Raw genomic sequence first — 22,868 nt, forward strand, 5'->3', positions numbered from 1 at the left:
AGATTTCTCACTGTGGTAGTGAGTTAATCCAAAAATAATTCTATTAATAATGTTCAACATTTTGTTTTTACTTTAATTATAACTTCTATACTGCAAATTTCGGTATTGCAACCAAGCTTTCCATTATACTTTTCTTTATTAGTTTTATGATATTTACTGATTGTACAAGACATAAAAAAAAGAGGATGTAATACCCTCTTTTTTTTAGAAAAATACTTATTAAATTATGCTGCCATCATTTCTTCACAAGCTTGAGCACATTTTCTACAAGCTTCGGCACATTCTCTACAATGCTCCATTCCCATAGCAACATGTTTTTCACATTCTTCAGCACAAGCGTTGCAAATTTCCATACAAAGTTTGCAAATGTCTTTACTAAATTTACCGTCAAGACTTAGAATATTGGCTGCTGCCTGACAAATTGCAACACATTCTAAATTGAGTTGAATACATTTTTTTAGATGAGCTACTTCTTTCTCATTTAAGCAAGCAATAGCACACTGGTTACAGATCGCCACACAGTCAAGGCAGGCTTCTATACACGATTGGAATTTTGTCTGTATCATATCTATATATTTTTGTGAATACTAAATTTAAAACAAAATAAAGTCATTTTAGTTCTTTTTAAGTTAACTTTAATAAACTTCAATGGTATTTTTATAGGTTCTACATCAACATTCCTTTAATATATTCAACTGCAAATACTGTTCCTTAATAAAAATAGCCTCTTTCAATTTGTCATATCGGCTGGGTAATTGTTCTGAAATTTGATAGTAATTTTTGAGTATGATATTTTTTCTAATATAACCTGAGTTCGGTTTAAGCGAAGTTTAAAAATAATTGACCGTCATTTACTTTTTTCAAGTTGAGTGACGGTTTTTTTGGAAAGAAGCAATAAGCGGTTAGCCCTCCCAAAATGTTCATCATAAAATTGTTCACGCTTCTATGTCTGGTGTGTTCTACCTGACAATGGTTCTTCAATTCATCATTTATTGTCTCAATGATGGCTCTTTTTCTCAGCAAAATCTTGTCTTCCATTTTCATAATATGATTTTTCATATTCTTTCTAAGTTTTGTGAAAAGTTGTATTCCATCTGCAAAAAGCATCTCCCAAAGTGCTTTGGAAAGGTATCCTTTGTCGGCAAAGAGTTTTCCAAAGAGTTGATCTGTCATATTTTTAATATGTTTCGGATTTCGGTCATCCACATTCCCTTTCGTTATATAAAAGGATAATAGCTCTCCTTTTTCATTGCAAATCAGATGAAGCTTGAACCCATAAAACCAACCCATTGAAGACTTTCCGCGCTCTGCTAAACCTTTGAAAACTTTGTGATTATGGATTCTTTGATTTCTGCAAACTTTCAAAGTTGTACTGTCCATAAAACTTATTCCTGTGCATTTTCCCAAACATTTTTCTTTCAGAAACAAGGCAAAAACCACAAAGCTTCTTTGCTGAAGTTCAATAAATCTATTGTAAGACAGGCTTTTAGGAAATAAGTCTTTCCAGTAGCCACAAACAATTTCTTTATAATAATGCTTAAACGTTTTGTGAGCGCCCAGATGAAAGCCAATCATAATGGTGATCATTTCAGAATCTGACATTAGTGAGGCTCTGTTTCTTCTTTTCTTGCTATCGCCGAGTGCTTCAAGTTTCATTTTCTTGATTTGAGCATTAAACTCTTTACAAAAATCATCAATTTGTACAAAAATATTCGTAATTTGGTCTTTCAAATCCATAGCAGTAATTCGTTTAAATATTTGAATGTTAGATACTTAAATATACGAATTATTGCTATTTTACACAAATCTTATTTCTATTCTTATCCCGAACTCAGGTTAATATATATTGTTCTCAACAAACTTATCTCAGACACCAGATTTTTCCTATCATTCTTATTTTTTATACTTAATCCAATCAGTTCATAAATCTTATCAAGTTCCTCTGCTATTACTAATTCCAATACCGTATTAATCCCACCAAAGAAACTAAAAAACTTACTTTTAGAAATGTTGGCAACTGAGGTAATATCAGATATTTTTACGTCTTGTATGTTCTTTTTCATCAGAACTGTCCTTATATTTCCAATAGCTTGGTATACAAGGCTAGCATTTCTTCTATCAATATTCGTCATATGAAAAATTCCTCCATTTATTTTGACCATACACAAATCTAGTTGTCTGCAAGGTAGCAAAAGTGCAATTTGACTATTAACAATTGTAATTTTTACGGATTTTGGGCAAATAAAAAGCGGTAGTTCCTTTTCAGAAACCACCGCTTTAGCAAACGCAATAAAGCTACTCGACCTTATTATTTTTTCAACTTGTCCGCAGGCGGATTATAATCAGGTAAAGAGGTTACCCTTACCGTATCTACCCCAGTAATATCCCAGGTAATAGGAATCATCGTCATATACTCGCATTTAGGACACATATCACCTTCAGAGCCTACCATTTCTTTATGTCCGGGACAACCGGTAATCAAGTGTCCGTGTGCATCGATCAATTCACCTTTTTCATTTCTGTCTTTGCCCGCAATTTTATCGACAGACTTCTCAACTTGTTGTTCTGTAGCATGGTTATGTCCATCGCCTTCTGCGTGTGCGTGTCCATCTTTTCCTGCTTTTGTATCACCTCCACAAGCAGTAAAGAAAATGGCTAAAGAGGCTAAAGCCGATATCATTAATTTGTTCATTTTCATTTTATTTATTTTTTAAAGATTAAAGCTTATTTAAGTACTATTGAATGATTCTTAAGTTTAATGCTGATGGTCATGTGCTGAAGGAACAGCTTTTACATTACATAATATTGAATTATCATGTTGATGTTGGGGTGTCTCTAATTGAATAGTTACGTGATTAATACCTAAATGTTCCAATTCATGTTCTATTTTCCGAAGAAGTGTCTCACTTTGACCTATTGTCATTTGTTCATCTACCACAGCGTGACAAGTAAGCGCATTTAACCCACTTGTAATTGTCCAAATATGCAAATCGTGAATAGCTTGGACACCCTCGGTTTTTAAGATTTCTTCTGTTACCTTCTCAATTTCGATATTATCGGGTGTCCCTTCCATCAATACATGAACAGATGATTTGGTAACCAGATATCCACTTCTTAAAACCAAGACAGAGACGATAATACTTGCTAAAGGATCTGCCCAACCCCATCCGAAAAACATAATAAGTAAGGCTGCGATAATTGCCCCTACAGATCCTAGCATATCACTGATGACATGCAGATAGGCACCACGCATATTGAGGTTTTCTTTTACATCCGCTCCACGCATCATTATCCAGGCCACTAAGATATTAACCAGTAATCCTATAAATGCTACAATCAACATTCCGCTAGACTGGATTTCTGGCGGACTCTGAAAACGTTCAACAGCCTCATAGATAATATATCCAGAAATCAATATTAGTGTTGCACCGTTGATAACGGCTGCCAATATTTCAAAGCGTTTATATCCATAGGTTTTAGCATAATCGGCTATTTTGCTACTGAATTTAAAAGCCATTAATGCAATGAATAGTGAAATGGCATCACTTAACATGTGTCCAGCATCCGCTAATAAAGCAAGACTATTTGTCAAAAATCCTCCCACAACTTCTACAGCCATATAAGCTGTAATAATCACCAAACTAATGGTTAGTGTCTTTTTGTTTGCGCTATGCGAGTGATTATGCTCTTGTCCCATAATTTTATAATTATTGTTTTGCTGCTGCAAATATCAGCAGCAAAACGTGTTAAACTATTTCGATATTTTTTGTTTGATTTGTAAGATTTACTTCTTCCACTTCAAACGCAAACTGTTACTAACCACACTTACACTACTTAAAGCCATCGCAGCTCCTGCAATCATCGGATTCAATAAGAAACCATTAATTGGATACAATATACCTGCTGCAATTGGAATGCCTATAAGGTTGTAAATAAAGGCCCAGAACAAGTTTTGTTTGATGGTAGCTACTGTTTGTTTAGACAATCTGATCGCTTGTGGAATCTTAGTCAAATCGGAAGAGATGATGGTCATTTTTGCTACGTCCATCGCAATATCCGAACCTTTACCCATTGCGATACTTACATCGGCTGTTGCCAAAGCGGTACTATCGTTGATACCGTCACCGACCATTGCAACTACTTTGCCTTGGGCCTGTAGTTCTTTTACAAATTCTGCTTTCTGATGTGGTAATACTTCAGCTTTGTAATGACCAATTCCAGTTTGCTCGGCAATAGCTTTTGCTGTGGCTTCATTGTCGCCAGTAAGCATATACAGATCAATACCCATATCTTGCAATTCTTTGATTGCAGCTACTGAAGTTTCTTTGATTTTATCAGAGATAGCCACTACAGAAAGTGCTTCTTTACTATTGGCAAACCAAATTACCGTTTTTGATTCTTTACCCCATTCATCAGCTTGAGATTGTAACTGAGCAGGAATACTAATGTTATTTTCAAACAATAACTTTTTGTTTCCAACATAGTAAGTTTCGTTATTGTAGTCGGCTTTTGCACCTTTACCTGTAATACTGTCAAATCCACTCAAACTTACGGTTGATATACCTTCTAAGTTTTTCACCACCGCTTCTGCCAATGGATGTTCTGATTGTTTTTCGATACTCAACAAAATATTTTTAGTCGTATCATCATTGTTCAACCACGTAATACCGGTTACTTCTGGCTTACCTTCGGTAATGGTTCCTGTTTTATCTAAAATGATAGCTTGCACTTTTTTAGCCAATTCCAAACTTTCAGCATCTTTAATTAAAATACCACTCTCAGCCCCTTTACCTACTCCCACCATAATAGCTGTTGGTGTAGCTAAACCTAAAGCACAAGGACAAGCAATAACCAATACTGTAACAGCTGCTAACAGACCTTGTACCACACCATTGTCACCGCCTAAAATTAACCATAGAATAAAGGTAAAAATAGCGATACCAATAACCACGGGAACAAAAATACCTGCAATTTTATCAACCAGTTTTTGCACTGGTGCTTTACTACCTTGTGCATCTTGCACCATTCTGATGATTTGTGCCAACATAGTTTCTTTACCCACTTTCACGGCTTCAAATTGGAAGCTTCCTTTTTGATTGATGGTTCCGGCAAATACTTTTTCTTTCTCTTTTTTCAATACAGGAACGGGTTCGCCACTCAACATACTTTCATCCACATAAGAATTACCAGATATCACCATTCCGTCCACTGCGATTTTCTCACCTGGCTTTACTAAAATAATATCGCCAGCATTTACATCTTCAATAGCCGTTTGTTTTTCTGTCCCATCTTTTTGAATGACGATAACGGTTTTAGGCTGTAATCCCATCAATTTTTTGATAGCAGTCGAAGTATTTCCTTTTGCTTTTTCTTCCAATAATTTACCTAAAAGAATGAAGGCTATAATAACCGCTGCGGCTTCAAAATACACGTGGGGGTGAATGCCTCTTGCCATCCAGAAATCCATAAACACCATATTGAAAACACTGAACAGATAGGCGATACCGGTGCTCAACGCTACTAAAGTATCCATATTGGCAGATTTATTTTTGGTTTGCTTCCAGGCATTGATAAAGAAATCACGACCAATCCATAACACTACCGGAGTAGAAAATACCAACATAATTTCATTGGCATAAGGCATATCCATAAAGAACATTCCTATAACAACTACAGGTAATGATAGAATGATCGCCCAGGTGGTTTTATTTTTTAACTGTTTGAATTTCTTTTCGTGGATGGCTTCTAAAGTTTCCTGTTGTTTAGACTCATCTTCAATCAACAAGTCATAGCCTCCAGCTTGAACAGCTTTTCGAATAGCATTGGCATCTGTCATATTTGGAAAATATTCAACAGATAGATTACCAGTAGCAAAGTTTACAGATGAATTAACCACGCCTGGCACATAACGCACCACACTTTCTGCACTACCTGCACATGAAGCACAAGTCATCCCCAAAACCGGAAAACTAGCTTTTACTGTTGGTACACCATAACCTAAATCTCTTATGGCATTTACAGCATCAGCGACTACTTCTTCATCCTTAACCGTAATAGCCGCTCTGTGATTATTTATTTCTACTTTGTGACTTTCAACTCCCTTTACTTGTGCAAGTCCTTTTTCTACGATTAATGCACAATGTTCGCTTTCTACATCCTCTAGAGGTATGTAAATTATTTCTTTATTTGTTGCCATATTTCGATTGCTTTATTTTACAATACAAAATTGACAATAAATTGATAGATATTTATTGTGAAATTATGGGTTTGATTTGTAAGATTTACTTAAACCTCATCTAAAGGCTTACGTTTGTCTTCTCGAATTTGTTTAAAATGGCTAGGTGTAAGACCTGTTACCTTCTTGAACTGATTACTTAGATAAGCCACACTTGAATAGTTCATGCGATCGGCAATTTCACTTAATGATAACTCATCATAAACTAAAAGTTCTTTTACTTTTTCTACTTTTTGAGCTATAAAATATTTTTCAATAGTTGTACCCTCAATATCAGAAAACAAATTAGAAAGATAATTGTAATCATTATGTAATGCATCACTTAAAACATCGGAAAGATTTGTTTTTACGTCATTGTCCTGATGATGCACTAATTCAATAATTACGTTTTTTATCTTCTCAATCATGCGACTTTTCTTGTCATCAATGACCTGAAAACCTAAGGGATCTAACGCACTTTCTATTGCTTCTCGTTCTTTTGTAGTCAGATCTTTCACGAGAGAAACTTCTCCCAATTTTATATTACTAGCCTCTAAACCGAGCTTATCGAGTTCGTTCTGAACAACGAGAATACAGCGGTTGCAGACCATATTTTTTATAAACAATGTCCCCATATATCACAAAGTCAGTTTTTAATTTACATAAATACACAAATACAAATTTATGATTAATAATTTAGTATTTATCGTTTATGGGTGGTTAAGTGATAAACCGCCGATGAAAAACGATTAAAATCTTTCCCATTGTAGGGACACATTGGTTATTAAATTACTATTTATTGGTAAAATTTGTGTGATACCGATATTGATAGTAAAATCTTCCTTTATGAGAAAGTCAATAAACAATATTGTTAGCGAAATTCAGGAGCAAGAACGGAAACTCTCAGTCACGTGCTCGGGACTAATTGAAGAAGCTTTTCAAATGACGGTCTTTCTTCAGGAGCTATTGGTTTCGGCAAAAGAATATGTGTTAAGTTCGGGATTTGAGAACGAGGCAAAAGAGATTGAATTCTTTAAAATGACTAAGCCCCAAATCCTCGGAAAGCTAATTTACTATAATAAACTGTACCGGATAGAAACCTCGTGCCCGGTCAATAATGGAAAAATCTACCGCAACTATTTCTCGAAACATTTAACAGAGCTGAAGATTGAGTTCAGGGAACATATCTGCAATTCCCACTTTTACCGATACTACCGTTCAGGCAGAATAGATAAAGATCAAGAATATTTTAAACGGGGGCAGATAAATTACCTCGAAGGGCTTAATAGTTATGTGTTTGAAATCGACCCGCTTTTCTCAACCTATTACGATTACAAATTAGCTCGTATTCTCTCCAACGACCTGTTATATGCCTACCTCTTAACCAAAATCAGTCCCGAAGAAAACTCTGATACATTTTTCAGCAGCACCAGCGAAATTAAAGAGCTATCTTGGACGGACAGCAAGAATGCTTTGATTGAGCTAACGTATGCCCTATACGCATCTGGTGCTATTTCGGACGGTAAGTTAGGCATCCGGAAGCTCACTGCTATTTCACAAGTGTTGTTTCGAATACCACTGACCGATGTGCATCACGCATTCCACCGGATGAAAACCCGTGCAGGTTCTCGAACCTTGTTTTTAGATCAGTTGAAACAGGCATTGGAAGAATATATGGATAAAGACTTATAAACACTCCAATCAATAAAGAGTTTGAAAGCGATACGCATCCCGTATTGCTTTTTTGTGTTTGCATCTGCCCATATATGCCAACTGGCATAAGGGCTTGTTTTACCATGGCTCAAATCGGAAAATCTAACGAAAGCCTTATTTAATAAGGCTTTCCGTCAAATTGTAAAATTTTCAAAAAACCGCTAAACCAATTGGCAAGGCTTGGCAGACAAACACTGCCACCTTTCTCAATTTTGCATTGTAAACATTAAAGAGCAATGCGATGAAAATTATAACTATTGAAGCAGCAGCAGGGATACAGCTTAATAACTGGATAAATACTATTGCTGATTATCTACAAAGGCTGAATGATACAAGCTATGATGACTTATGGCAAAAGGCAGAAAGCTGAAAACAGACAAAAAAATAAATCCTTAAAAACATGTGCTATGAATATTGATAGAATGGAATTTATATCGTGGATGGAACGCATCATGGACAGATTTGATATGTTGGGCGACAATATTAACGATTTAAAAAAGAAACGAAATACCATTGATGGAGAGGAACTACTCGACAATCAGGATATTTTGCAAATGCTGAAAGTCAGTAATCGTTCTCTGCAACGTTATCGCTCTATTGGGAAGCTCCCATATTACACGATTAGCGGGAAATTGTATTATAAATTATCAGATGTACATCAGTTTATCAGAGAGAGCTTTAATAAATAGAACAGAACGCCAATGAAAGCCAAACATTTCCATTGACTGCCACTTTAGGCTAAGCAGGAAGCACTTCCTTTACTTTCGGCATAAAAACTTTAAAATTTTCAGATTATGAGCGAAGAAACAAAGAAACAGGAAACCTCCGAGCAATCTGTTCAGAACGTACCAGAACAACTGTCGGACATACTGTTAATATTGGATAAGGAAAAAATGAAAATCCAAGCCGTAAAGAGCATTGACGAAAACGGCAAAATGGAAACCGTTGACCCTACCAAAAAGAACCAATCTGATTTTATGCGTGTGGACAAACACGGCGATTTCGTTTCCAATTTCCTATCCAATTTTTGGAGACAGCTAAAAGATCCTACCAATTTCACATTCTTTAAAGTGCCGGCAGGAGAAGCTGTAGAAAAGGCAAAAAAATTTCAAAAGCAGGTAGATAACCCTACACCGGAGGGTAAAAAAGAAATGGAAAAACACGAGGTGAAAAATGAACCCGAAAAAGAACAAAAACAAGAAAATAAAAATGATATGGCAACAACACACACAACACCAGAAACAAACGAATACCGTTTCAAGCCGGAACAGATTGATTGGGAAACAATGAACAATCTCGGATTAAGCAAGGAATACCTTGAAAAAAAGAACCTCCTTGAACCATTATTGAAAGGTTACAAGACTAATGAGCTTGTACCTATTAGTATTAATCTTGGCGGTGCAGTAGTACGCACAGATGCCCGTTTATCGTTACAGCCTACACCAGATGGAAGTATCGTGGCGGCAGTACATGGTATCAGACGTGAACCCAACCTAAACTTTGAGTTCTTTGGACACAAGTTTAACGAAGAAGACAAAAAGAACTTGCTCGATACGGGTAATATGGGGCGTGTGGTAGATTTGAAAAATCCCAAAACAGAAGAAATGATGCCGTCCATTATCAGTGTGGACAGGCTTACCAATGAGCTGATTGCTTTAAAAACAGAATTTATCAAAATCCCTGATGAATTAAAGGGGATAAAACTGAACGATGTGCAAAAGCAAACCTTAATGGAGGGGAAACCTCTGTTTATCGAGGGAATGATTTCTACAAAGGGAACCACCTTTGATGCAAATGTTCAGTATAATGCTGACAAAAGATTTGTTGAGTTTTTGTTTGACAGAAACAACAATAACCAGCAATCCCAAAATAAGCAACAAAGTAATAAGCAAACCAGTCAACAAAAGCAATCGCACGAAGCTCCGAGAACTTTCAGAGGTAAGGAACTGACTGATGAGCAGTACAACAAATTCAAAGACGGACAAACCGTATATATTGAGTTGAAAGACAAAAAGGACCAGCCCTACCAGGGTTACATCACTTTCAATAAACAAGATGGAAAAACCAATTTTGAGTTCCCAAATCAATATAAGGAACGTGTAAAACCTACCGAAGCTCACAAAACACAAACTGCGGTTAATTCTGAAGGAAAAACCAACGAAGCAACCAAAAATGTGAAAGAACCTTTGCAAAAAGAACAGCAAAAACCGAAGAATGAAAAGCAACAGGAGCAACAGGAAAAACCGAAAGCTCCAGCAAAATCAAAAGGTAAAAAAGTGAGTTAATTATGAAAACAGTTATCGCAGAAAAACCAAGCGTAGCAAGAGAAATAGCCAGCCTGTTGGGAGCATCTGATAAAAAAGACGGCTACTTAACGGGTAATGGCTATTTTATTACGTGGGCATTCGGTCATTTAATTGGCTTAGGAATGCCCGAAGATTACGGGATTTCGGGGTTTGATAAGACTTCATTGCCTATCCTCCCGAACCCGTTCATATTGACCGTTAGAAAGGTCAAAAAAGACAAGGGCTACCAAGCCGATACGGGAGCATTAAAGCAACTGAAAATCATCAAAGAATTGTTCAACAAAAGCGACAGCATTATCGTTGCTACCGATGCAGGACGTGAGGGCGAGTTGATTTTTAGGTATATTTACGAGCATCTAAAATGCTGTAAACCCTTTGAGCGACTTTGGATTAGTTCACTTACCGAAAAGGCAATCAAGCAAGGCTTTGATAGCTTGAAAGACGGCAAAGAATTTGACGGATTGTATCAGGCTGCGCAAGGCAGAAGCCGGGCCGATTGGTTGGTGGGCATCAATGCTACACAAGCATTGAGTATTTCGGCAGGCAATGGTATTTATTCGTTAGGTAGGGTGCAAACGCCTACATTGGCTCTTATTTGTAAACGCTATTTGGAAAACAAAAATTTCTCTATTAAGAAGTATAGGCAAATTCAGCTATCACACAACAAAGAAAATGTTGATTTCAAAAGCCTTTCCAAAACCAAATGGGAAAACCAAAAACTTGCCGATGATACATTGAAAGCCATTCAGCGAAGCGATACGGCAACAATTACATCGGTAGAAACCAAAAGCGTTACAGAGCAACCGCCTTTGTTGTTTGACCTTACAGGACTGCAAAAGGAAGCTAATAAAAAGCTCAACCTTTCTGCCGAAGAAACCCTGAATATTGCCCAAAGCCTTTACGAAAAGAAGTTTATCACTTACCCACGCACCGGAAGTAAATATATCCCTGAAGATATGTGGGCTGAAATTCCCAACCTTGTAAGAGCATTGCAGAATAATGAGCAATTTAAACAAGCGGTATCAAAAGTAAAATGGGGTCGGTTTAATAAGCGTATCGTAAACGATTTACGTGTGACAGACCACCACGGTTTACTTATTACCGACAAAATTCCGTCTGCTCTCAAAACGGACGAAACGAAAGTTTATAATATGATTGCCTTTCGACTGCTCGAAGCCATATCACAACCTTGTATCAAAGAAGTAACAGATATAGCGTTGCAAGTATCGCATTACGATTTTACGTTGAAAGGCTGTAAAGTTTTGGAAGCAGGTTGGCGTTTGATAAAGGGAACTTTCTCGGACGAAGACACTGAACCAATTCAGGACTTACCCGATTTAAAAAAAGGTGACGAACTGAACATTAAGGAAGCCATTTGTTTAGAAAAGAAAACCAAACCGCCTGTGCTTTATACAGAAGCCGGGCTATTGTCGGCAATGGAAAATGCAGGAAAGGAAATTGAAAACGAGGACGAACGGAAAGCCCTGCAAAATATCGGTATTGGCACGCCTGCTACAAGGGCAGCGATAATCGAAACGCTGTTTACCCGCAACTATATCCAACGAGAAAAGAAATCCCTGATACCCACTGAAAAAGGATTGCAGGTATATGAACTAGTAAAAGACCGCAAAATTGCAGATGTGGCAATGACCGCTGAATGGGAACTTGCCTTGCAGAAAATAGAAAACAATGAAGCTGATGTCGGAGCATTTCAAACAGAAATGGAAAAATATGCAATATCTATTACCGATGAACTATTGCAAACTTCCATTGCTCAAAACAACCTGCCTAAACTGAATTGCCCGAAATGTAAAAGCCAGCAACTCATCATCCGGGATAAAATTGTAAAGTGTCCTGATGAAGTTTGTAATTGGATACAGTTCCGTAATGTGTGTGGCGTACAAATCAGGATAGCCGATATTGAAAGTCTTATCAATAAAGGTAAAACTTCACTTATTAAAGGAATGAAAAGCAAGGCAGGAAAGAAGTTCGATGCCTTTATCATATTGGATGAAGAATACAAAACCTCTTTTGAATTTGAAAAAAACAAAAGTTACAAAAAGTAATGGAAAACAAACCTACCATTAGCACAATGGAAATCAAGAGCCTGATTTATTCCTTACGTGGAAAGCAAGTAATGCTAGATAGCGACCTCGCTTCCTTACACCAAGTGGAAACAAAGAACCTCAACAAAGCGGTAAAAAGAAATATGAAAGGTTTCCTATTTCATTTTGCTTTCAATTGACAGATGAAGAATTTGAAAACTTGAGGTTCCAATTTGGAACCTCAAGTTTAAACTATGGTGGAAGACGTTATCTACCTTATGCTTTTACCGAACAAGGTATTGCAATGGCATCTGCTATACTTCGTTCACATATTGCTATTAAAGTGAGCGTTGAAATTATGGAAGCTTTCGTAGAAATGAGAAGAATGCTAATCAGTAACGCCTCTTTATTTCATCGTTTGGATAAGATTGAATTGAAGCAATTACAAGCCGATCAAAAATTTGAGAAAATCTTTAAGGCTTTGGAAAACGACAAGCTCCACAGCGAAAAAGGTATCTTTTACAACGGACAGGTTTTTGATGCCGATGCTTTTGTTTCTGATATTATCCGTAGTGCTGGAAATTCCATTATCCTGCTTGATAATTATGTGGATGATACGGTGCTGACCTTATTGAGTAAGCGCAATACAAATGTAGCCTCCACCATACATACCAAATCTATCAGCAATCAATTACGGCTGGATTTACAACGGTACAACATCCAATATCCTCCCATTATTGAGATTGAGATTTTCTCCGATGCTCACGACCGATTTTTGATTATTGACGATACGGAACTTTACCATATCGGGGCATCACTCAAAGACCTGGGCAAAAAATGGTTTGCCTTTTCACGAATGGATATTGAAGTTTGCAGGATGCTTCAAATATTGAATAAACAATAAAAACCTCTCGTTTCTATAAAGAGTTTGTTTATACCATTCTCAAATTTCAATTGAATGATTTTCTAAATTCTAAAGGAGATTGGTTAGTCTTACTTTTGAATATTCTATTAAAAGATTGAGAATGCTCAAAACCTAATCCATATGCAATTTCACTAACCGTCAAATCTGTTGTTGAAAGTTTTTCTTTAGCTTTTAAAATCAGTTTATCGTGAATGTGTTGCTGCGTGGTCTGTCCTGTCAATATTTTAAGTAAGCCACTTAAATAGTTTGGCGACACGTTTAATTTATCCGATACATATTGAACTGTAGGAAGTCCTCTTGAAGCCAGATCGTTGTCGTTAAAGTAATCGTTTAATAATTTATCCAGTCTGTCCAGAATTTGATGATTAGTGATTTTTCTTGTCAGAAACTGCCGCTCATAAAACCGTTCGGCATAATTGAGCAACGTTTCTATTTGTGAAATAATAATATGTTGGCTGAACTTATCCATATTCGTGTGATACTCCTGCTGAATACCCAGAATAATATTCTTCAATAGTAATTCTTCCTTTTCCGATAGGAATAATGCCTCGTGTACATCATAACCAAAGAACTCGTATTTTAAGATCTTATCAGCGAGGCTCGTATGCCATAAAAAGTCAGGGTGAACAAGCAATATCCACCCTGAAAAATCGGGCGTTGCCTCTTTATCTATTTCAAAACTAAATAACTGCTTCGGTGCAGAAAAATACATAATCCCCTCATCAAAGTCATATTCCTGTTGCCCATATATTGCCTTAGAATACGAAGACCGTTTGAGCGATATGGAATAAAAATCGAGCATCCATCTATAATCACATACGTTGCCTATATGTCGAATGTCGGCACAATTAATCACACTGATAAGAGGGTGCTGTGGCTTGGGCAACTCCCTGACCTTATGGTATTCGCTAATGGTTTTTATTCGATATGTAGGCTTATTTTGCACAGTATAAAGATATTTATTTTTTATTGAAGACGGTTGCAAATTCGCCTGCAAAATCGGTCAATTTTACTTTACCCAATGATTGCGGTTTGTACAAATTGTAATCTTCGTAGGCATCCGTTCTTCGGCTGGCGTTCATTTCTGTATAACCTTTGGCAACCTGTGGATTGAAACCAATAGCCAACAGAGCATTTAAAAATTGTTCATCAGAAACCATCTGCCATTTCAGATCGGGTTTTCCAATTGCCTCGCCCAGCACTTGAGCCACTTTGTTTGGAGAAACTTCATCGCTGGCAATATAACGAATTGTCCTGCCGTTAAATGGTTTTTCCATCTCTTCTACAATGGCACTGGCAATATCTAAAGGCGAAACCCAAGGTTCTTTTTTATCGCCACCATAATTTTGGATAATTGCCCCCTGTGATTTGATAGCAGGTATAAATGCAAACATGTTATAGTAAAAGCCAACAGGTCGCATTTCTTTCAGGGAAACCGATTCCGGTAATTCTTTTAAAATCTGCTCTACCTCATAATGAATTCGGAGCATTCCGTTTCCGTGATCTGTATGTGCACCGATACTGCTCAAATGCACCACTTTGGTTACACCTGCCAATAGAATAGCCTGTACGTAAATATTAGCTATCCTTATCCTGTGTGCGTAAACATCGATAGTTTTATTGAAATAATTTGCGGGCGGTTCCATCAGATAAACGATGTTTGCACCTGTAAAAGTTTTCACAAGAAAACCTACGTCTTCAAGCGAGCCAACAGCAGGAACTGCCCCAATAGCTTCGATCTCATTTTGTCTGCCGACATTACTGCTGATAACCGTTACGGAATGTCCTTTTGCTACCAACCCTTCTGCAAGTGGTTTTCCGATATGCCCTAAAGAACCTGTCAATACAATTTTCATATTTTAAAATTTAATTATTGACAAAGTTCAGTGGTTTAAAAATCCGGGATGTAACCAAATCTATCTTTGTTGTAACCGAAAAAATAAGTATAAAATTTCTCTATATCAACGACCGTTTTTAAATTATTGACAAGACAGAGCTTTACCACATCGGGTCATCACTCAAAGACCTCGGCAAAAAATGGTTTGCCTCTTCCCGAATGGATATTGAAGTCGGCAGGATGCTTCAAATATTGGGTAGTCAGTAAGTGTGTTAGCAATTTAAGTGGATTTAATATTTTTATCCTTTACAAATTGTTTATTTATGATTTCCATTGAGTTCAGTTAAGCGTTTTCCTTGGTGATTTGAAAATCTGCGGTTCTTTGGTTCGCCAATCATTTGTTTACCGTAAATACTAGTGTGGCCTGACAAGAGATACGAAATTACACAAGCGATAGCTACATATACACCACATTCAACACCAAATAGTTCAATTGCCATAATAATACAAGCTAATGGTGTATTGGTTGCTCCTGCAAATACAGCAACAAATCCCATTCCTGCCAAAAGTCCTGTTGGTAACGGAATGAATAAACTTATAGTATTTCCCAAAGTTGCTCCGATAAAGAATAACGGCGTTATTTCGCCGCCTTTGAAACCTGCCGAAAGTGTGATAATAGTAAAAGCCATTTTCAACGCAAAATCATATGCAGGTAATTGTTGGTCAAACGAGTGAACAATAGTTGGAATACCTAACCCAATGTATTTTGTTGTGCCGATTGCCCAAACCGCAAAAGCCACAATCACTCCGCCAACTAAGGGACGAAAAGGAGCAAATTCAATTTTTGATTTAAAAATCGCACTTGTTTTATGAATGACCTTGCTAAATGTTGCGGAACATAACCCAAAAATAATCCCTGCAATAATTGCATATATAATATTTAGAAATGAAATGTTGGGTACAAAATTGATGTGATAATGTGTGTGATGTGTCTGCCAAAGTTTGGTAACTAAATCGGCAATAATTCCTGCGGCAAATGCAGGAAAAATAGCATCATATTTCAGTCGTCCGATTAGAAAAACTTCCAAACCAAAGACTGCACCTGCTAATGGTGTTCCGAATACGGAGCCGAAACCTGCGGAAATAGCCGAAATAATTAAAATTTTTCGTTCGCTCTCTGTCAATCGAAAAGGTTTGACAAATTGGTCGGCAATAGCACCCGCCATTTGTAAAGCCGTCCCCTCACGTCCTGCCGAGCCGCCAAAAAAATGCGTAGCAATAGTTCCGATATACACATACGGAGCCATTCGGAACGAGATAATTTCTTTTGGATTGTGAATGGTGTCAATAAGCAAATTATTTCCTGATTCAATGTCTTTGCCCAAATAGTAATAGAGCAAACCGATGAAAAAACCACCAATTGGCAATAATGCAATTAACCATAAATGATTTTCACGATAATTTGTAACCCAGTCCAATGATTGCAGAAAACCTGCTGAAGCACTACCAACACAAAGTCCGATAAGCAAACATAAAAATGTCCATTTAAGGATGTAGGAAATTGAAGGATACTTTCTGAAAAATACTTTCGTAGATAAATTGATTTTTTGACCGAATGACTTTTTGTTATTTATTGACATAACCAACCCGATTAAAATGTTAAACATTTAATTTAATCAGGCGTCATCAGCTTTTAAAAGCGGTTGGGTAAGGAAGAACACCATTTCCTTTTGGAACGACAAATGTATTAAAAAAATATTATAATATATCTGCCGTAAAGAAATATCCTTTTTGTCTTTTCATTCTATTACGCCAAATACCGCCTCTCAACGCCAAACCCTGCAACATTCACAAAGGCATTTGCTTCCGCTTATAATTTTAGGCTTCAAGCAAAATTCTAAACAAAATTATAGTATGAGTACACAGCAAAAAGACCTATCGTATTTCAGGTTACGACTGCAAGAATTATTAAACAGCAGCTTCCCTGAAAAGGCACACGACCAAAAGTTTATCGACCAACGTTCATCGTGGGCTGCCAATGCTTATGAGGTGGCTTTCCGTTCGGGAAACGTAGTTGAGCAATGCAACGAGATTGCCAATTATATCCTGTTTGAAAATCTGCATTTCTCCAAATTCGATACGGTTTTCCAAGTCGTATGCAATGAGTTTGATACCCTAATGGCAGACGAAGAACTACGACCGTTCGCTCTTAAAATGTTCACCGTCTGTGAGCCTGTTTTCTCCAACTATAAATTAACTGATGATTTCGCTTACACCTATGAGTTTGATGCTCTTTATACCGAAGTAACTGGAACCATTGCAATATGGATAGAGAAAAATGGGCTTCAGTAAAAAGCAACATCTCCAACAAAACATTGATGCCTTACGAATTGCTTTTAAACTGGAAAAGGAGAACCGTCAAGCCACCGTAGGCGAAAGACTGCTAATGATGCAATACAGCGGATTTGGCGGTCTTAAATTCGTGCTGAACCCCATAGCGGATGATATAGACATCAACCATTGGAGAAAAACCGAACATAACCTTTTCCCGATTGTGCAGGAACTCCACCAACTGCTAAAAGAAAATCCCCAAGACGAAAAGCAATACCGCAGGTACGTGGACAGTATGAAAAGCTCGGTACTAACCGCTTTTTATACACCACCGCAGGTGATAGATGCCATTTCGCAATCAATGCGTGATAAGGGTTTGCACATTGACAAGTTCCTTGAACCATCGGCAGGTATCGGATCATTTGTCGAATCCTTTGCAGGGAACGAAACCAAAGTTACAGCCTATGAAAAAGATGTGCTCACAGGAAAAATATTAAAACAGCTTTATCCCGAAAGCACTGTCCGTATAAGCGGTTTTGAAGAAATACCCGAAAAAGAACAAAACAGTTACGATGTTGTTGCCAGCAATATCCCTTTTGGCGATACTTCTGTTTTTGACCTTTCGTATTCTCGTAGTAAAGAGAGTGCAAAAGTTCAGGCTGCCCGAAGCATTCACAATTATTTCTTTCTGAAAGGTAACGATATGCTCCGTGAGGGCGGTTTACAGGCTTTTATTACCTCACAAGGGATTTTAAACAGTCCGAATAACGAGCCTATACGCAGAGCGTTGATGGAAAACAACGATTTGGTATCCGTAATTCGCTTACCCAATAATCTATTTACTGATTATGCAGGTACTGAGGTCGGCAGTGATCTTATCATTCTCCAAAAGAATACAGCAAAACAAAATCTGACCGAAAGAGAAGATTTATTTTGCCAAAGTACGAAAACAGGCTACGGTACGCCAAGCAATGCTTTGTTAGATAAAAGTGGACAAATTGTACATACACATTGGAAAGTAGCTACCGACCCTTACGGGCAACCTGCTTTAATCTATACACACAACAAGGGTGTTGAGGGCATTGCAAATAGCCTTGAACAGATGCTTTCCGATGATTTTGGAAAGCATTTAAACTTGTCTTTGTACAAAGAAAAACGGAATGATGAACCTATTGTTCAAATTCCGACACAGCCCATTGTTACACCTCCAGTTATTGAACGTGAAATTCAAGAGCGTGAAATCATTCAGCCGGAACAACATCGTTTAACACAATCAGCCATCATACTGGAAAGTCCGCAGGAATTAAAACAGTTAAGCATTTTCGACCTGTTTGAAAATGATGATGAAAACATAGCGGTTTTAACTCCACCAAAGAAAGCAACGAAATCTAAAAAGCAAACTACCAAAAAACAACGGGCTAACATTGGTCGCCAAATCGACCTGTTCAGTTCAGCAATGCAGCAACCTTATACGCCTTCAGTTTCCAATGGCTCGGTCAATAGAACCGTTCCACCCAACGGAACAAAACAGGAAATTATTCGCGATTTATTTTCGCAGTCTAACGGAAATGACCAGGCTGATAAACCAGCTATTTCCGTACCTGTTCTTGCAGCCATTCCTAAGCCTGCTCCGTATAGTGGCGAATTGCAATCGTTCCATCGTAACGATTGCCTTGTGGTTGATAATGGTTGGGTAGGTCATTTACAGGAAGTAGATAAAGTGGATAAAACTGCAATGTTCTACCCCTTGCAATTACCTTCTTTACAGAAAGCAAGAGCCGAAGCGTATATCGGAGTACGTGATATTTACCAACAGCTTTACAATAAAGAAGCGGAACTACAAACCGAACATAAGGCAGAAAGAGAAAATTTAAACCAACTGTACGATGCTTTTGTAAAAAGGTACGGTAGTCTGAACAGTGCCGATAATATCAAGCTGATTAAGACGGATAGTGCCGGAAAAGAAATCCCTTATTTGGAGCGTGTAAAAGGGAGTGTTATCCATAAAGCGGATATTTTCAGCCATCCTGTAAGTTTTTCCACGACAACATTAGCAACCGATAATCCCGAAGAAGCATTAGCATCCTCATTGAATAAATACGGAAGTGTTGATTTGGACTATATGTCCGAAATCAGCAGTATGTCCGCAGATGCCTTGAAAGATGCTCTGCACGGTCGTATTTTTTATAATCCCCTGCAAAGTGAATACGAAATTTCCGAACGCTGGATAGCCGGTAACGTGGTAGAAAAAGCACAGGAAATAATAGAATATGTAGAAAGCAATCCCGAAAATACCGAAGCAAAGCACAGCCTTATGGTATTGGAAGAAGCCCGACCAAGACGTATCGAATTTGAGGAACTGGACTTTAACCTTGGTGAACGCTGGATACCCACAGGTATTTATGCCAAATTTGCTTCGCACCTGTTCGATGCGGAAGTGAATATCCATTATTCCGACAGTTCCGATGATTTTTCCGTAATCTGTAATCGGGGCAATCAAAATATATGGGTAAAATATGCGGTAAAGGCTGAAAGCAGGACGTTTGATGGCGTTGCTCTGCTCAAACACGCTCTTGTCAATACGACGCCCGATATCACCAAAAAAGTCGAAATAGACGGCAAGGAAGTCAAAGTAAAGGATATGGAAGCCATACAGATGGCAAACACTAAGATTGACGAAATACGTACCGCTTTTACCGATTGGTTACACGCACAGAGCAATGAGTTTAAAAAAAGGCTAACCGACCAATACAATGATAAGTTTAATTGTTTTGTTCGCCCAAACTATGATGGAAGCCATCAGGAGTTTCCGGGATTAGACCGTAAAGCATTGGGCATTGAAGACCTGTACGGAAGTCAAAAAGATGCCGTATTGATGATTAAACTCAATAACGGTGCTATCTGCGATCACGAAGTAGGTACAGGAAAAACATTGATAATGTGTACGGCAGCACAGGAAATGAAGCGTTTGGGACTTGCTCATAAACCAATGATAATCGGGCTGAAAAGTAATGTGCACGAAATCGCCGAAGCCTATCGCACTGCCTATCCGCACGCTAAAATCCTCTTTCCGGGCAAAGAAGATTTTACACCGCAAAAACGCCTGCGAATTTTCGGAGATATTAAAAACAACGATTGGGACTGTGTGATTTTAACACACGACCAATTCGGTATGATACCGCAATCGCCAGAAATTCAAAAGGAAATCCTCGAAATAGAATTGGATAATGTGGAGCGAAACCTCGATGCGATGCAGTCGCAGGGAGCTGAAGTAACAAGAGGTATGCTTGCCGGGTCCATTAAACGGAAAGAAAACCTCGAAGTAAAGCTAAAGACTTTACAGCACGATATTGAAAATCGCAAAGATGATATTGTGGACTTTAAAATGATGGGCATAGACCATTTGTTTATCGACGAGAGCCACCAGTTTAAAAACCTGATGTTTAACACCCGTCACAGCCGTGTAGCTGGATTGGGTAACGTGGACGGTAGCCAAAAAGCGTTAAACCTGCTGTTTGCAATCAGAACCATACAGGAGCGTACCGATGCAGATATGGGTGCAACCTTTCTTTCGGGTACAACCATCAGCAATTCATTGACGGAATTGTACCTGCTCTTTAAATACCTGCGACCACGGGCATTGGAAAAACAAGGTATTAACTGTTTTGATGCGTGGGCAGCAATCTATGCCCGTAAAACGACCGATTATGAGTTTTCAGTTGCCAACAATATTGTGGCGAAAGAACGTTTTCGATACTTTATCAAAGTACCCGAGCTTGCACAGTTTTACTCGGAAATTACGGATTACCGTACTGCAAAGGATATTGGCATTGACCGACCTGTAAAAAACGAAATCCTGTACAACATTCCACCAACGCCCGACCAGGGCGTATTTATCAAAAAGTTGATGGAGTTTGCTAAAACAGGAAATGCAGTCTTGCTCGAACGACCGCCCTTATCTCCAACAGAAGAAAAAGCAAAGATGCTGATTGCTACGGACTATGCTCGTAAGATGTCATTAGATATGCGAATGGTAAGCGGAGCTTATGAAGATCATCCCGATAGCAAGGCTTCGCATTGTGCAGCTAATATTGCCAAGTATTACAACAAATTCAATGCACAGAAAGGAACGCAGTTCGTCTTTTCGGATTTGGGTACGTACAAACCTAACGAATGGAATGTGTACTCCGAAATCAAACGTAAGCTCGTGGAAGATCACGGTATACCTGCACACGAAGTACGCTTCATTCAGGAAGCCAAAACAGATAACCAACGCAAGGAGCTTATCAAAGGAATGAACGAGGGCAAAATCCGTGTGCTGTTCGGCTCAACGAGTATGCTCGGTACAGGTGTCAATGCACAGAAAAGAGCCGTTGCCATTCATCATTTAGATACACCGTGGCGACCAAGCGACCTTGCCCAGCGTGACGGTCGGGCAATCCGCAAAGGCAATGAGATTGCCAAGTTCTTTGCCGATAATAAAGTAGATGTAGTTATCTATGCCGTTGAAAAATCATTGGATAGTTATAAGTTTAATCTGCTCTTCAACAAACAGTTATTTATCGACCAATTAAAATCCAACAATCTCGGCAAGCGAACCATAGATGAAGGCAGTATGGACGAAAAATCGGGTATGAACTTCTCCGAGTATGTGGCAATCCTGTCGGGAAATACCGATCTGCTGGATAAAGCCAAAGTAGAAAAACAGATTGCCGGATTGGAAAGTGAAAAACAGGCGTTTAACCGTTCCAAGTCAAGTGCCAAATACAAGCTGGAAGATTTTACAGATGAACTGAGCAAAGCTCAATCCCGTTTGAACCGGATGAGTACAGACTGGGAAAACTTGCAGCAACGCCTACAAAAGCATTCAGACGGAACAATCGCAAATCCTGTGCTGTTGGATGGCTTACCGCCCAATGCAAACCCGAAACAAATCGGCACGAAACTTAATGAGATTGCGGATAGGGCTCGTACCGCAGGGCAATATGAAGAAATCGGCAGCTTGTACGGTTTTACGCTGTTGGTTAAAACTGAAATGTCTGAAAAAGAGGGGGCAGATATTAGGGTAAACCGTTTTTTGGTTCAGGGCGAGGGCAACATCAAATACACCTACAACAACGGTTTAATGGCGAAAGACCCTGAAACCGCAGCAATGAACTTTTTGAAGGCTTTAAAAAAGCTGCCGGGCTTTATTAAGCAGGAGCAGGAGAAAATTTCTGAAATACAAAAAGACCTGCCTATACTTCAGGAAGTGCTTAGCGGTACGTGGTCTAAGGAAAGCCGATTGAGCGAACTCAAAACGGAACTGGCTGCGGTAGAACGGAAGATACAGCTATCAATTACGCCGGAAACAAAAACAGATGCTCCGGAGCAGGAAGAAAAGAAGAAAGAAACCCCGACGGTTCAGGAAAGCATTGTGCGGGTAAAAGGTGTTCATATGCCCCGTGGTATATTGTAGTAATATAGCATACGGGCAAAATAAAAGGGAGGTGTTAGA

Annotated in this window: 17 protein-coding genes, 1 pseudogene and 1 riboswitch; of the genes and pseudogenes, 8 read left to right on the forward strand and 10 right to left on the reverse strand. The window is 38.3% G+C overall.

Translation table 11 applies throughout. From position 1 onward, the window contains the following. Positions 1 to 224: 224 nt before the first annotated feature. The 7 genes from ACFS3A_RS06870 to ACFS3A_RS06900 form a co-directional block, all read right to left on the reverse strand. The gene (locus ACFS3A_RS06870) at positions 225 to 566 is read right to left on the reverse strand and encodes a four-helix bundle copper-binding protein (RefSeq protein ID WP_038330913.1); all 342 of its coding nucleotides are present in this window, start codon (positions 564 to 566) and stop codon (positions 225 to 227) included. 253 nt (positions 567 to 819) lie between these two features. Beyond that, complete coding sequence (locus ACFS3A_RS06875; protein WP_063970545.1) at positions 820 to 1,737, reverse strand: IS982 family transposase; 918 nt, start codon at positions 1,735 to 1,737, stop codon at positions 820 to 822. An 83-nt stretch (positions 1,738 to 1,820) separates the two neighbouring features. Next, positions 1,821 to 2,162 (reverse strand): hypothetical protein, encoded by a 342-nt coding sequence (locus tag ACFS3A_RS06880; protein ID WP_379824668.1) that lies wholly within the window; start codon positions 2,160 to 2,162, stop codon positions 1,821 to 1,823. Between the two features lie 146 nt (positions 2,163 to 2,308). Next, entirely contained in the window at positions 2,309 to 2,698 is a 390-nt protein-coding gene (locus tag ACFS3A_RS06885; protein WP_038330908.1) for a hypothetical protein, read from the reverse strand. Positions 2,699 to 2,755: 57 nt separating this feature from the next. After that, positions 2,756 to 3,697: a cation diffusion facilitator family transporter gene (locus ACFS3A_RS06890; RefSeq protein ID WP_038330906.1), complete on the reverse strand. Its 942-nt coding sequence runs from the start codon at positions 3,695 to 3,697 to the stop codon at positions 2,756 to 2,758. Positions 3,698 to 3,784: 87 nt separating this feature from the next. Then, the gene (locus ACFS3A_RS06895) at positions 3,785 to 6,196 is read right to left on the reverse strand and encodes a heavy metal translocating P-type ATPase (RefSeq protein WP_038330904.1); all 2,412 of its coding nucleotides are present in this window, start codon (positions 6,194 to 6,196) and stop codon (positions 3,785 to 3,787) included. An 89-nt stretch (positions 6,197 to 6,285) separates the two neighbouring features. Further along, entirely contained in the window at positions 6,286 to 6,849 is a 564-nt protein-coding gene (locus tag ACFS3A_RS06900; RefSeq protein WP_038330902.1) for a helix-turn-helix domain-containing protein, read from the reverse strand. A 211-nt stretch (positions 6,850 to 7,060) separates the two neighbouring features. On the opposite strand from ACFS3A_RS06900, the gene ACFS3A_RS06905 reads away from it, so the two are divergent. The 6 genes and pseudogenes from ACFS3A_RS06905 (at position 7,061) to ACFS3A_RS06930 (ending at position 13,182) form a co-directional block, all read left to right on the forward strand. Next, a complete protein-coding gene (locus ACFS3A_RS06905) occupies positions 7,061 to 7,906 on the forward strand; it encodes an RteC domain-containing protein (protein ID WP_038330900.1) in 846 nt (281 codons plus the stop codon). A 262-nt stretch (positions 7,907 to 8,168) separates the two neighbouring features. Further along, complete coding sequence (locus ACFS3A_RS06910) at positions 8,169 to 8,297, forward strand: hypothetical protein (RefSeq protein ID WP_257213780.1); 129 nt, start codon at positions 8,169 to 8,171, stop codon at positions 8,295 to 8,297. A gap of 37 nt (positions 8,298 to 8,334) precedes the next feature. Further along, the gene (locus ACFS3A_RS06915) at positions 8,335 to 8,616 is read left to right on the forward strand and encodes a helix-turn-helix domain-containing protein (protein WP_038331140.1); all 282 of its coding nucleotides are present in this window, start codon (positions 8,335 to 8,337) and stop codon (positions 8,614 to 8,616) included. A gap of 105 nt (positions 8,617 to 8,721) precedes the next feature. Continuing rightward, a complete protein-coding gene (locus tag ACFS3A_RS06920) occupies positions 8,722 to 10,212 on the forward strand; it encodes a DUF3945 domain-containing protein (RefSeq protein WP_038330898.1) in 1,491 nt (496 codons plus the stop codon). A gap of 2 nt (positions 10,213 to 10,214) precedes the next feature. Continuing rightward, on the forward strand, positions 10,215 to 12,299 hold the full coding sequence (locus ACFS3A_RS06925) for a type IA DNA topoisomerase (RefSeq protein ID WP_038330896.1): 2,085 nt from the start codon (positions 10,215 to 10,217) through the stop codon (positions 12,297 to 12,299). A 71-nt stretch (positions 12,300 to 12,370) separates the two neighbouring features. After that, positions 12,371 to 13,182: pseudogene (locus ACFS3A_RS06930) on the forward strand (ORF6N domain-containing protein). A gap of 46 nt (positions 13,183 to 13,228) precedes the next feature. Here the strand turns inward: ACFS3A_RS06930 and ACFS3A_RS06935 are convergent. The 3 genes from ACFS3A_RS06935 to ACFS3A_RS06950 form a co-directional block, all read right to left on the reverse strand. Next, a complete protein-coding gene (locus ACFS3A_RS06935) occupies positions 13,229 to 14,149 on the reverse strand; it encodes a helix-turn-helix domain-containing protein (protein WP_038331139.1) in 921 nt (306 codons plus the stop codon). Between the two features lie 13 nt (positions 14,150 to 14,162). Further along, a complete protein-coding gene (locus tag ACFS3A_RS06940) occupies positions 14,163 to 15,059 on the reverse strand; it encodes an NmrA family NAD(P)-binding protein (protein ID WP_038330895.1) in 897 nt (298 codons plus the stop codon). Between the two features lie 298 nt (positions 15,060 to 15,357). Further along, a complete protein-coding gene (locus tag ACFS3A_RS06950; protein ID WP_379824670.1) occupies positions 15,358 to 16,680 on the reverse strand; it encodes a voltage-gated chloride channel family protein in 1,323 nt (440 codons plus the stop codon). Between the two features lie 30 nt (positions 16,681 to 16,710). Further along, positions 16,711 to 16,777: riboswitch (Fluoride riboswitch) on the reverse strand. Positions 16,778 to 16,954: 177 nt separating this feature from the next. On the opposite strand from ACFS3A_RS06950, the gene ACFS3A_RS06955 reads away from it, so the two are divergent. Then, a complete protein-coding gene (locus tag ACFS3A_RS06955) occupies positions 16,955 to 17,392 on the forward strand; it encodes a DUF1896 domain-containing protein (protein WP_038330892.1) in 438 nt (145 codons plus the stop codon). Then, complete coding sequence (locus tag ACFS3A_RS06960; protein WP_177766421.1) at positions 17,379 to 22,829, forward strand: N-6 DNA methylase; 5,451 nt, start codon at positions 17,379 to 17,381, stop codon at positions 22,827 to 22,829. The genes ACFS3A_RS06955 and ACFS3A_RS06960 overlap by 14 nt, the downstream gene beginning before the upstream one ends. Positions 22,830 to 22,868: the final 39 nt, after the last annotated feature.

Source organism: Flavobacterium notoginsengisoli, assembly GCF_042686225.1.
Taxonomy (GTDB): domain Bacteria; phylum Bacteroidota; class Bacteroidia; order Flavobacteriales; family Flavobacteriaceae; genus Flavobacterium; species Flavobacterium notoginsengisoli.